This is a genomic window from Binatus sp. (SeqCode) (assembly GCF_050013435.1).
Classification (GTDB): Bacteria; Desulfobacterota; Binatia; order Binatales; family Binataceae; genus Binatus.
The window spans coordinates 25,821-38,235 of record NZ_JBEKFG010000030.1 but is presented as its reverse complement, the minus strand read 5'-3'; the positions used below and the strand labels follow the sequence as shown (position 1 = coordinate 38,235).

Genomic DNA, 12,415 nt, shown 5'->3' with positions numbered 1-12,415 from the left:
ACGGCGACGGTGACGGCGACCGCCACGCAGACGGCAACGGCAACGCCGACGGCGACTCCGACCTGCGTTCCGACGCCGTTGGGATCATCCGAGTCGGGGAGCATCCTGATGGCGGGCGGCGACTCGGGCGGCCTGCTCGGAAGCATCCACCTCGCGACCTCGACGGTGTCGAGCGCAAGCGCCCAGCTCTTCAGCCCATCCGCCAACTGCTTCCAGCTGGTGAGCTCGCTCAACACGGCGCGCGAGTCGGCCGCATCGGTTGCGCTGCCTAATGGGCTGACCCTGATCGTGGGCGGCGAGACCTGCGCAGCGTCAACGTTTGGCGGCGCCAGCGGCTTCCTGTGCACAGCGCTGGATACCGCGGAGCTGTACGACGAGACCACCGGGTTGTTCACGTATGCCGGCATCGGCAGCGGCTATGCGATGACCACAGCGCGCTCGGGACCGACCGCGACCCTAATCGAGGGCAGCGGCACCTCACTGGACGGTCAGGTGCTGATCGTGGGCGGCTCGGCCGGCAGTTCGTTCCTGGCGACCACCACGCCGTCTGGAAATCCGGCCCAGACCGCGCTCAACACGGCGGAGTTGTACGACCCGGCCACCGACACCTTCACGGCGTTAAGCTCGCCGATTCCGGCATGCCCGGCGGGAGAGTCGTCGGCGACGACGCCGGCATGCAGCAGCGGGCTTGCTTCGGTTTGCTCTCTGCCCGCAACTCTGAATCCGATTTCGTCGACCAGTGAAAGCGGAACAACTGTAACCGTCACCACGCCGATAGCGAACCCGCCGGGCCTGACCATTGGTGCGGGCGTTATAATTGCCGGCGTAAGTTGCCCGGGTTGTACTGGTAGTACGGGATACAACGGAAGCTTCGTCGTAACCGCCACCCCCGGCAGCAACACGTTTACCTACACGTCCAGCTCCTCAACATTGACCGCTGGAACCGGTGGAACTGCCGAAGTCGGGAACATTTTGAGCCTGTCCGAAAGCGGAACAACGGTAACCGCCAACACCACGGCGAATCCGCCTGGCCTGATCGTTGGTGACTACGTTGCAATTTCCGGCGTAACTCCGGTGGGATACGACGGAGCAAACCTCAAAGTAACCGCCATTCCCAGCGGCACCAGCTTCCAATACACGGCCAACGTCTCATCATTGGGCAGCACCAGTACGCCAGGTGGAATTGCCTCGGCCAACACTTATGAGTGCGGCATGGTGGACCAGGAGGCAACGCTGATCCCGAACGACGGCGGCGAGATACTGATCGCGGGCGGCGACTTGATCCAGTTCCTCGGTGAGTCGTCGAACCTGTCGTTCATCTTCAACCCGGCATCCACTCCGCCGAGTTTCACGCAGACCACCGGGTCGCTGACCACCCCGCGCGAACTGTTCGCGCTGGTAGCGCTGGATCCGGCCGTGGTTACCGGCCCGCTGTCCGGCGACGTGGTGGCGTTTGGCGGCATCGAAGCCAATAGCGCCGTCTGCGCCGTAGTAGGAGATCTCGTTGCGACCACGCTCAACACGGCGGAAGTGTTCGATCCGAGCACTCAGACCTGGAGCGCGGCGGCCAACACCATGGGAGTGAAGCGCGCGGGATACGCGACCCTGTTCGATGACGTCACTGACACTCTGGCGGGCGACGTAATCCTGCCCGGCGGCGTGGACGTAGAGGCAGGCACGTTCCCTTCAACCTGCGTGGGCACTACCTTGCTCAAGCAGACCGCGCAGAAAGAGACGGACCTGTACGATCCAGCCACGGGAACCGGCGGCACCTTCAGCGCGACCGGCTCGCTCAATCAGGCGCGTGAAGGGGCGGCCGAGGCCGAGCTCGGAGGAGCGAGCGCCGACGCGTCCGACGTCATCGTAATTGGCGGCGCCTGCACCGAGAGCACCGCGAACCTGGATTCATTTGTGATTGGAACGTCGCAGGCCGGAGCAGCTGGTGCATGCGCCAGCGGCAGCGCGGCGACCACCGACTACAGCGAGCTGTACAGCCAGTCGAGCGGGACCTGGTCGCTCGGAACGAGCTTCGCCAGCGGCGCCATTCCGACCAATACTCCAGCGTCAGCGGTGCTGCCATAGCCGAGCGAATCGAAACAGAGTGACGTAACCGGCAACGCCGGTCCCCCAACAGGAGGGCCGGCGTTGCTGCATTCACGGAAGTAGTCGAAGGGCTCAGGGCAAACTCCGCCCGCCTCCCTGCCTCCTTACTCAGCTGCAGGGGCCAGCCACTGTATCCGAGTAAAAAGAATCCGCGCGTGGGTTAGAATAGTTTCTTCAGCTGATCGAGTGGATTGGGTGGAGGGTTGCCGGCGGGTGCTCCGCTGCCGCTCGAGCCGTTATTTCCACCCGAATCGCCGCCGAGAAATTTTCCCAATCCTCCCGGAAGTCCCTTCTTGCCAAAAATTTTGCCGAGGTACTTCTGACCCTGCCCCTGGACCGCGTTATTTCCGGCGCGATTAGCAAGTTCCGTCACGTTGGGCAGGACCTTCGGCTTGGGCAATTGCCCGACGACTTGCAGCGGGATGTCGATTTGTCCGTCCTGATTCGCGATGAACGCGACCGCCTTCTTCTGCTCGATCAGCTCCTTGCTGAATTGCGGCGAGAGCACGATTCGCGCCGCCAGGTCGATATTCCTGTCCATGTCGAACCATCCGTCGCCGAGCAGATTGTAATCCACGGTCTGCAGCTTGATGTCGTGCGAGGTAATTCGCTCGCCGGCGAGGACGAAGCTCAGGCTCGAGAGCTGGATGTCGGTGTCGGGGTCAACGAACAGCTCGGGATGGTTCTTGACGACCGCCTCCGGAACCAGATTGCCGATCGCGGGCAGTTTCTGCACCTTCTTGAGCGCCTGACCGCCGATATTGACGCCAACCAGCTTGCCGTTGGTCAGCATCAGCTTGCCGCTACCCTTGAGCGTCGGTTTCATCTCGTCGAAGCTGCCGGTCTTCCCGGTGAGATTGATGCTTCCACCGAGCGAGCCGCGAACAGTCCCGGCGGCCCTGGATTTTTGCGCGTCGAGTGCCTGCTGAAGATCGAGATTGGAAAAACTGATCGACGCCGTCATCGGCGCCGCCGCCTCGAGCCGCGTGTCTCCTGTCGCGACGATTTCGCCCGAAAATGCCTTTACCTTGAGCAGGGTCACCCGCGCGGTTTTGCCCTCGAGCGAAAGCGACAGATTCAGGTTCTGGTACGGGACGTTGGCGAGGTTGCCCGACGCCGACGTGATTTCAGAATCGACGGCCGCAGCCTTCACCGAAGCACTCGAGACAGCGCCCTTGGCAAAAAGCTGGTTGATCACTTCGTCGGGCGGCCGCGAGGGCGCGAAATCGGCCAGATGAACCGCGGCCGCATTCAGTTCGTAGCTCATGACCAATGGCTGAAACTGATCGACATGCGCCTTCAACGTTGCCTGAGACGCGCCCAGGTTGAACGTCAGCGGGCCAATGTCGGCGCTGGTGCCCGTGAGCTTGATGCTACCGCTGAGATGGCTCAGCGGCGGGGCCTTCTGATCGGGGATGGACAATCCGACATCCGCCAGCGCGACCGTGCCGTCCGCCGACGCCTTGCCGCCCTCAAGCGTAACGTCGGAATGGATCTCGGTCTTGCCCTCGAAGTTGTATTTGCCCAGAGCCGGGATCATCTTCGCGATCGGAGCGATATCGAAGTTGTTGGTATCGAGGTGGGCCGCAGTCGCAGCGCCGCCGACTCTAATGTTGGCCGCCTTCGCTTCGAGGTCGCCGAGAGTGGCGTTGGCGAGCGTCACGCCGACAGCGGAACCGGTCCGCGTACCTTCGGCGGAAATCTTGAGCGGCAGGCCGGCGGGCTTGCTAAACGTGTCGCCGAAGGCGATTGCTGGTGCGCTCAAATCGCTCGAGAGGTTGAATTTGATCGACTGAACAGTGCCGTCGGCCGAGGCGTCGAAGCTAAACGGGCCGGAAATCGAAAGCTTCGGCCTGATGGCGTTGGCGAGCATCGGGATAGTTTCCAGCTGGGTCAGTAGAATCGGGCCGCCCTTGGCCGTGCCCGACAGCGCAATCGCGTCGATGTCGATGACGCCGTTGTTGATTAGGGGCCCGATCGTCGCGGAAAGATCGAAGTTTGGCCGGTCGGCAAGTGCGGCGAAGGTGAGCGCGACGCTGAAGGGCGCGTTAAAGCCGAAATCGCGGACCTTGAGTTCGATCGCGTTGACGGTGGCGGCTTGCGGCGCACCCTGCGTCTCAAATTCCAAAGTGCCGCCATCGATCGTGAAATTCTGCACGAACAGCGAGCCCAGCGTCGCAGGCGCCCGGCCCGCTTCGGCCATCGGCGAGCCTCCGATTATGCCCCTGCGTCTCTTGTGCGCGGCTTCGCCCGACTCCTCTTCAGTGCTGATTTTTTTCCTGCCGAGCGTGGAGACGTTGAGAGTGCCGTCGCGAGTCTGAACGATTCGGATCACCGGCTGGTCGAGCACGACCTCGGTGACTTCGATCCGGCGCGCCAGCAGCGGTATCAGTTCCAGCCGGGCGTAAACATTGCTCGCCTCGATGAACGGCTTGTTCGAGATGTCGGGGTCGTCTGCCACCTGGACCCCGGTCACGTCGGCGAGGATTCCCCAGCCGAAGCTCACTTTGATGTCGTCGATATGAACATCGCGGCCGAGCGCGGTGCTGACCTTTTCCAGGATGGGCTGGCGGCGCTCGGCGATGATCGAATTCAGGTTGGTCGCGGCATAGAAGAGGATCGCGCCGGCAAAAATCACGACGGCTCCGACAATTGCTGCGGCGGCTACTATGACACGACGCATATGAGGGGCCTCGCATCAGGCAATTTCGAAGTGTTTCGCGGCATCCCGGCCAGTGTAGTCGATGCGCGCCGAATGCGCATCATTAACCCAGACGATTTTCCTCTCCGATCGCTTCAGATCGCGGACGCAGTTTGAACCGCGTTGCGTCCCCGGCATAGTCTGTCTAGTCGTGCACATGTCCGGACCTGCGACCCCTTCCGATGGCAAAAAAGCGAAAGCATGGCCGCCAGGATGACGAACGAGACGGCGAACGAAAGGCGACGCCGGCGCCCGAGCGGGTCTTTTCGTCGCCATTTAAAGACCTGAAGAAAATGCTCGCCGGGCGAGCGGTGCCGCCTGCGCCACCGCCAGGCAAGCCCAAGGCCACGAGTCCGGCGGCGCCGGTCGTCGAAAAACCCGCGCAACCCGCGCAAGACTTAGGTCAGGACTTGCATGACGAGTTGCTCGACGACGAGTCTTTCCTGCGCCGCGCGCTCGAGGGCGTGCGCCCGCTGAGCGGCAAAGGCAATCGCAGCTCGCGGATACCGGTCGAACCGCCGGTGACTCACACGATCGTCGATGAGGACGCGGAGGTAATCGCGCGATTGTCGGACCTGGTATCGGGACAGGCGCCCTTCGATATCACCGAGTCGGACGAGTACCTCGAGGGATACCGCGTCGGACTGGACCCGCGACTCGTGTCGCAGCTCCGCCGCGGCGAGTTCGCCGTGCAGGCGCATTTCGATATGCACGGCATGATCCAGAGCGCCGCCAAGGAAGCGCTCAAGGAGTTCATCATCGCCTCGGTTCGCAAGGGGTTGCGCACCGTGCTGGTCGTGCATGGACGCGGACTGCGATCTCCCGGCGGCCATTCCGTGCTCAAGCACGCGTCGGCAGGATGGCTGTCGCATGGCGCGATTGGCGGGCACGTGTTGGCATTCACGAGCGCGCGGCCGGCCGATGGCGGCGCGGGTGCGACATACGTGCTGTTGAAGCGGGAAAAAAGCCGCGCGCCATTCGACATTTTGCAGGGCGCCAAGCGCCGCGGATAGCGGCGGCCAGGAAAAAAAGAAACGGGGCCCCGTCGGGCCCCGCTGTCACTACGACATTGATGTTGTCGGCTTGCGCAATCGCTAGATCTTCGCCTGCAGCAGGTATCCGATAACCAGCGCATACAGGGTCAGCGCTTCGATGAATGCGAGGCCCAGCAGCATCGGAGTGAAAATTTGCCCGGCCGCGTTGGGATTACGCCCAATGGATTCCATCGCTGACGCTGCCATCCGACCCTGGGCAAGCGCGCTGCCGAACGCCGCGATCCCGACGCCGAGGTTTGCGGCAAGCGCAATCAATCCCACGCTCAGCGGTGAAGCGGTCAGCCTGACCACCGGGGGTGCCGCTTCTGCTGCCATCGCGAGCAGCGGGGACGCGATGATAGCAATCGAGACTATCGTTAGAACCTTCCCTATCCGTCGAACCATTTCTCGTTCCTCCTTGTTTCGCGCGCCTCCAAGTGCCGCGACCGGGCCACCTCTCTTCCTCTACCACCACAATTTCCGGGCGGAATCTCGGGCGCATGAAAATCTGTTTATGCTTTTCGACTAATGTTCGTGGCTGACCGCAAGGCGTACGTACGCCATCGACAGGATCATGAAGACCATCGCCTGTATAACACACACGATCGATCCAAGCGTCAGGAATGCCAGAGGAATCAGCAACTTGGTCAAGCCCGTGAAGATGCTGAGCACCATGTGATCGGCAAACATGTTGGCGTAAAGACGTACACCGAGCGAAAACGGGCGAAACAGGTTGTCGGCGATTTCAATCACGAGCATGAGCGGCGCAACCGCAATCATCGGTCCAAAAAAAGTCCGCAAGTAACGGGCCACGCCCTGCGCTTTCATCCCCTGATAGATGTAGAAAACGAAGCAAATCGTTCCCAACGCGAAAGTAAGATCGGAATCGGATGTGGGAGGTTCCATCCCCGGGACGAGCCCGAGGAAGTTCGCAAGCAGAATGAACATAAACAGCGTGCCGAAGAAGGGGACCAATCCGCGGTAGTGATGGATTTGGGTAACTTCAGAAACGGAACCGTCGACCCACTCTACGATGGTCTCCGCAACCGAGCACAACGTGATCTTATCGTCGGGGACGATTGGGTCCGCGGCGGCGGCCAGCGAGCGTCGCGCAAAAAATGCGAAAACCAGCAGGATCCCCATCACCAGCCAGGTGCCAACCAGAACCTCAGGGATTTTGCCCCCACCGATCATTTCGAGAAAGTTTATCGACTGCTGCAAGGAATTATCTCCGCCGCGGCAATCTTAGCTGGCGCCGCGGAGCGAAGCACGCCCGGTTTCAATAATTGCAGCGGTCATTTGAGTCAAGACCCCGAGCGCGAATCCCAGACCGTCAATGTGTGTGCGTTTGAAGAGCAGATAGACCAGGCCCACTACGATCAGCATCTTGAGTGGTATCGCCATAACGCCAAACTTGGCAGCGGTGCTGGAGATGCCCGCGCCGGCGGCCGAAAGGATCGCCGCGCCGAAGAGGCTGAGCAGCCATAGGTTGGCGATTACGACGGCGCCGCCGAGCAAACATCCGAGGGCGGCGGAACTGGAGTCGAAATAAAAGAGAACGATCGCCGTGCCGGCCATCAGGATGACATTCATCCGCTGAATCGCCGCAATGGTCGGGATACGGTCGTTTCGCACCGCCGTCTCGCTAGCCTTCCGAACCGGGGGGTATTTCCTTGGCGATCCTGATGATCGTCAAAATTGAGTGTATGAAGCCCGCGAATGCGAGAATGCCGGTGAACCATGGCCCGGTTTGAAAGTATTCATCGATGTAATAGCCCAACACCCCGCCCGCGATCGGCGACATCGGGATCTCTAGCGCCATCGCGAGCGGCCGCGCGTACTTTCCGGGGATCAGCGCCAACGGTGATTCACCTCAGAACCGATCATTGTCGCATCGACGCGACCGATTCGCGAGCGGCGGCAATAGTGCGGTCGATGTCGGCATTGGTATGCGCCGTCGAGATGAACATGGCCTCGAATTGCGACGGCGGTATATTTATCCCGCGATCCAGCATCCCGTGGAAGAACTTCGCGAATTTGCCGCCGTCGCACCCGCGAGCCTCGTCGGCATCGCGTACACGCTCTGGACCGATAAACATCGTCAGCAACGATCCTGCGCGATTGACGCATCCCGACCCGCCATTTTTTCGCAGTTCTTTCACTGCGTCGCGCAGTCCGGCTTCAAGCCGCGCGCCGGCGGCGTCGAGCGCGGCGTACGGATTGGTTTCCTTTAGAATAGAAAGGGTTTCGAGCCCCGCGCGAACCGAAACCGGATTTCCCGACAACGTTCCCGCCTGATAGACCGGACCAATCGGTGCGAGCAAGTCCATGATCTTGGCCGGGCCGGCGACTGCGCCCACTGGCATTCCGCCGCCAATTATTTTCCCGAGCATGATGAGGTCGGGCGCGATGCCCATGCTTTCAGCAACCGATCCGAAGGATAGCCTGAACCCGGATATAACCTCGTCACAAATCAGCAGAGCGCCGTTGTGGTGCGCAATTTCGGCAAGCGCTTTCAGCGAGCCGGGGTCGGGATTTACGACCCCCATGTTGGCGGCGACCGGCTCGACGATCACGGCGGCGATTTTGTCAGGCGCGGCGCGGAATAAACCTTCGACTGTTTCAATGGAGTTATATCGCGCAACCATCGTCATCGCGGCAAGCGCCGATGGAACGCCGGCACTGTCGGGTTGACCAAGAGTCATCCCGCCGGAACCGGCGCGCACCAGCATCGAGTCGCTATGCCCGTGATAGCATCCGTCAAACTTTATTATGTTCGGACGCCCGGTCGCCGCGCGCGCGATCCTGAGCGCGGTGATGCCGGCTTCCGTTCCCGAACTGACGAGTCTGATTTTTTGTGCACACTTGATCGCAGACGAGATCAATTCCGCGAGCTCGACCTCCAGGCGCGTCGGCGCGCCGAAGCCCAGACCGCTGCGCGCCTGCTCGGCGATGGCTTGTGTGACGCGCGGATGGGCATGTCCGAGGATGGCGGGGCCGTAGGAGCATACGTAGTCGAGAAAACTGTTGCCGTCGGCGTCGATCAAGGTAGCGCCGCTGCCACTTTCGATAAAAATTGGCTGCGCGCCGACGGCCTTCCACGCGCGAACGGGAGAATTCACCGCACCAGGAATCTTAACACTGGCGCGATGGAAGAGTTCATCTGATTTTTTGCGGGATGTCATCGCAATTCTCCTGAGGATTCGGCGCTATCAAAAAAAATTTTACGATCGCGAAGAAAAATTCGATTGCACGCGTCATGATGAGACCGAATTGCGCCGCGGCGCGAAAAGTTGAGATCGCGCGCGATGGCTTCCACAGCGGATTGACGCGATCGCGCGATCAGCGTGAAATTTCGTGCGTGCGGCGCGCGATCACTCGCGCGCGAAATTTCCTTTTCGATCCGCGCGCATAGCGCCAATTTTTTTTCCGCGCTTGTCCTCATCGCGAAATAAGTTTATCACGTTCACTTGGCCGCACACTTCTTCTTTTGAAGAACCATTTTCCGCTCCAGGGGTTCGCTCGCGGCGCGTTGGATATGACTTTTAAGCGCGTGTATATCGCTCGCATTCTCAGTCGGACTTTTAACCCTAACAGAACCGAGAGCAACCCGGACAAGTTGATAGTCCGGCGGGGAGCACCGTCAAATTGTCGGCTGCAACGAGGGAAATTTAGCTTATCCACAGATGTGGATAAGCTTGTGCGTAATTCGCGCGCTATCTGATGCCGCGCACTAATCCCGGACCGAAGTGGGCGGTCCGGGTTTGGCAGGGGGAGACGATATGAATGGTTTGTGGCAAAGGGCCGCTGACCGCATCCGCGATGAGCTGGGTCAGGTCGGCTATGAGACTTGGATTGGTCCGCTCAATTTCGTCGCTCATCAAGGATCGACTGTAACAATCGAGGCGCCCAATCGGTTTTTCCGCGATTGGATCAACGAACGTTACCTGGGGCTGATGCGCACGGCGCTGTCGCGGGAGGCAGGCGAGGAAATGGAGGTGCGGCTGACCCTCGGCGAAAATGCTGCCGTGGCGACGCCGCAGCCACGCCCAGCCAATGGTCATGCCAACGGCCATGCAAATGGCAATGGCAAGGCGTCCGCGCCCAATCGCACGACGGCGGCTGCCGCGCCGCGTGGCGATCGGCATCCCACCCTGAACCCGCGTTACAGTTTCGCGGAGTTCGTAGTGGGATCGGCCAATCAGTTCGCGCACGCCGCGGCGCTGGCGGTCGCCAATCAACCGGGCGAGAAATACAACCCGCTTTTCATTTATGGCGGGGTCGGCCTGGGCAAGACTCACCTGGTCACTGCAATCGGGCACCATATCTGGGCCAGCGGCGATCGGCCGAGGAAAGTGCTGTTCATGCCGGCCGAAATTTTCATGAACGAGATGATCAACTCGCTGCGCCGCGACAAGATGAACGAGTTCCGCGAGAAATTTCGCCGGGTCGATACGTTGATCCTCGACGACGTGCAGTTCCTGGCCGGCCGCGAGCGCACCCAGGAGGAATTCTTCCATACTTTCAACGCGCTTCACGCCGAGCGGCATCAGATCATTCTGACTTCGGACAAAATTCCACGCGAAATCCCCGGGCTCGAGGACCGGCTGCGCAATCGGTTCGAGTCGGGACTGATCGCGGATATCGCCCCGCCCGACCTCGAGACGCGCGTGGCGATCGTGCAGAAAAAGGCGGTGCTCGAGAATCTGCGGATGGCGCCGGAAGTCGCGATGTATATCGCGCAGAGCGTCTCGTCAAACGTGCGCGAGCTCGAGGGATGCCTGACGCGGCTGGCGGCGCTGGCCTCGCTCCACCAATCGGCAATCACCGTGGACTTCGCGCGGCAGGCGCTGCAGGATCTGATTCGAAATGCCGACGCGAAGCCCGACGTCGAATCGATTCAGAAGACGGTGGCGGATTTTTTCCATATTCGCCTGACGGATTTGAAGTCGAAAAAACGCACTCAGCACATCGCGTTTTGCCGTCAAGTAGCGATGTATCTGTGCCGCAGGCTGACCGACAGCTCGTTTCCGACGATCGGCGAGCACTTTGGGCGTGACCATTCGACGGTGATTCACGCGCACAACCTGATCATGCGGCGCGTCACCAGCGATCCGGCATTTCGGCTCTCGATCGAGAAAATCGAGCGCGAGCTTAAATCGATTCGCGCCAATGCCGCGTGAATCGAGGTGGAGGAGGCTGTGGGTGAGGTGGGCATAAGGCTATCGATATCGACAGGGCCGGTGCGCGCAAGGCCGGCCCTGTCGGTCAGCCGCTTTTTCGCTCACAGCTTTTCAGCGATCGATCGGCTTTCATTTTCGGGCGGTTGCGCGATCAATCAACAAATCCACAACTCCTACTATTACTGCTATTCTTTTTTAAAGATCTAAGATCCAGAAATAGGAGACGGGCTAACAATTCATGGGACTCTCCATCGAGCGCGCTTCGCTGCTTAGCGGTTTGGGACTGGTGCAGGGCATCGTGGAACGGCGCACGACGGTTCCGATACTCGGCCATGTCCTGATCGAACCCAATGGAAATACGCTGACTTTGAGCGCAACCGACCTCGAAGTCGGGATTCGCACGCAGGTCGCATGTTCCGGCAAGGAAAAAAGCCTCACGCTCAACGCGCGCAAGCTTTTTGAAATCGTGCGCGAGACCGAAGGCGATGAAGTCGCGCTGACGTCGCTCGACAGCGATTGGGTCGAGCTGAAGTGCGGCCGCGCGAAGTTCAAAATGATGGGCCTGGATCCGCGCAGCTTTCCCGCCATGCCAAGTCAGAGCGCCGGCAAGGACTCAACGCCGGCAAAGAAACAACTGAAGGCTGAGTTGACGATTCCGGCTGCGGTGCTGGCCGGGATGATCGACAAGACGATTTTCGCGGTCAGTCCGGATGAAGCCCGCTACAACCTGAGCGGCGTGTTCGTTGAATCCAACGCTCCAGGATCGGTGCGGATGGTCGCGACGGACGGCCATCGGCTGGCGATGATCGAGCGCGAAGTAGCGGGATTCAGGTTGGAGACCGGCGCGATCATTCCGCGAAAGGGACTCTCGGAGCTGCGCAAAATTCTCGATGAGGGCGGCGACGCCGAAGTGCGGTTGAACCTCGAAGGTCAGCTCGCATACCTGAAGCGTGGGGCGACCGAAATCTCGATGCGGCTGGTCGAGGGCGAATTTCCCGATTACCGCGGCGTCATCCCCAAGCAGTCCAAGTACAAAATTACCGTCAAGCGGGATTTGCTGTTCGCGGCAATCAAGCGTGCGGCAATTTTCTCCAGCGAGCGTTATCACGGCGTCAAATTCGCGCTATCGGCCGGGACGCTGACCGTTTCATCGACAAGTCCGGAAACAGGCGAAGCAAGCGAGTCGCTTGACGTCGATTTCAAGAGCGAAGAATTCGCGATCGGGTTCAATGCGGCATACGTGCAGGACGCGCTGGGCGTAATTCCGCCGGGTGGCGATTCGACCGTGGAGCTCGGGCTCAGCGATGACGTTAGCCCGGGCGTCATCAGGACGGAGTCGGATCAGCGCTACACGTACGTCGTCATGCCGATGCGATTGTGACGGCGCCGCCGGA

The 12,415-nt window shown here is 60.6% G+C and carries 10 protein-coding genes; 4 read left to right on the top strand and 6 right to left on the bottom strand.

Annotated features, from left to right (window positions below; genetic code table 11):
- The first annotated feature begins 108 nt into the window (after positions 1-108).
- Positions 109-2,082, top strand: coding sequence for a Kelch repeat-containing protein (locus tag ABSB13_RS08105; RefSeq protein WP_428107284.1), 1,974 nt, complete (start codon positions 109-111; stop codon positions 2,080-2,082).
- A 181-nt stretch (positions 2,083-2,263) separates the two neighbouring features.
- Here the strand turns inward: ABSB13_RS08105 and ABSB13_RS08100 are convergent, their stop codons facing one another.
- Complete coding sequence (locus ABSB13_RS08100) at positions 2,264-4,786, bottom strand: AsmA family protein (protein WP_428107283.1); 2,523 nt, start codon at positions 4,784-4,786, stop codon at positions 2,264-2,266.
- A gap of 200 nt (positions 4,787-4,986) precedes the next feature.
- On the opposite strand from ABSB13_RS08100, the gene ABSB13_RS08095 reads away from it, so the two are divergent.
- Complete coding sequence (locus tag ABSB13_RS08095) at positions 4,987-5,817, top strand: Smr/MutS family protein (RefSeq protein WP_428107281.1); 831 nt, start codon at positions 4,987-4,989, stop codon at positions 5,815-5,817.
- 81 nt (positions 5,818-5,898) lie between these two features.
- Here the strand turns inward: ABSB13_RS08095 and ABSB13_RS08090 are convergent, their stop codons facing one another.
- From ABSB13_RS08090 to hemL, 5 genes are all read right to left on the bottom strand, one after another.
- Positions 5,899-6,243, bottom strand: coding sequence for an ATP synthase F0 subunit C (locus ABSB13_RS08090; RefSeq protein WP_428107279.1), 345 nt, complete (start codon positions 6,241-6,243; stop codon positions 5,899-5,901).
- Between the two features lie 120 nt (positions 6,244-6,363).
- Positions 6,364-7,059, bottom strand: a complete 696-nt coding sequence (gene atpB, locus ABSB13_RS08085; RefSeq protein WP_428107277.1) for a F0F1 ATP synthase subunit A — start codon at positions 7,057-7,059, stop codon at positions 6,364-6,366.
- Positions 7,060-7,083: 24 nt separating this feature from the next.
- Positions 7,084-7,473 (bottom strand): ATP synthase subunit I, encoded by a 390-nt coding sequence (locus tag ABSB13_RS08080; RefSeq protein ID WP_428107275.1) that lies wholly within the window; start codon positions 7,471-7,473, stop codon positions 7,084-7,086.
- Between the two features lie 10 nt (positions 7,474-7,483).
- Complete coding sequence (locus ABSB13_RS08075) at positions 7,484-7,699, bottom strand: AtpZ/AtpI family protein (protein WP_331961527.1); 216 nt, start codon at positions 7,697-7,699, stop codon at positions 7,484-7,486.
- A 22-nt stretch (positions 7,700-7,721) separates the two neighbouring features.
- Positions 7,722-9,023, bottom strand: a complete 1,302-nt coding sequence (gene hemL, locus ABSB13_RS08070) for a glutamate-1-semialdehyde 2,1-aminomutase (protein ID WP_428107274.1) — start codon at positions 9,021-9,023, stop codon at positions 7,722-7,724.
- A gap of 597 nt (positions 9,024-9,620) precedes the next feature.
- Between hemL and dnaA the strand changes: the two genes are divergently transcribed.
- Complete coding sequence (gene dnaA, locus ABSB13_RS08065) at positions 9,621-11,021, top strand: chromosomal replication initiator protein DnaA (protein ID WP_428107272.1); 1,401 nt, start codon at positions 9,621-9,623, stop codon at positions 11,019-11,021.
- Positions 11,022-11,259: 238 nt separating this feature from the next.
- Complete coding sequence (gene dnaN / locus ABSB13_RS08060; RefSeq protein WP_428107270.1) at positions 11,260-12,402, top strand: DNA polymerase III subunit beta; 1,143 nt, start codon at positions 11,260-11,262, stop codon at positions 12,400-12,402.
- Positions 12,403-12,415 lie beyond the last annotated feature (13 nt).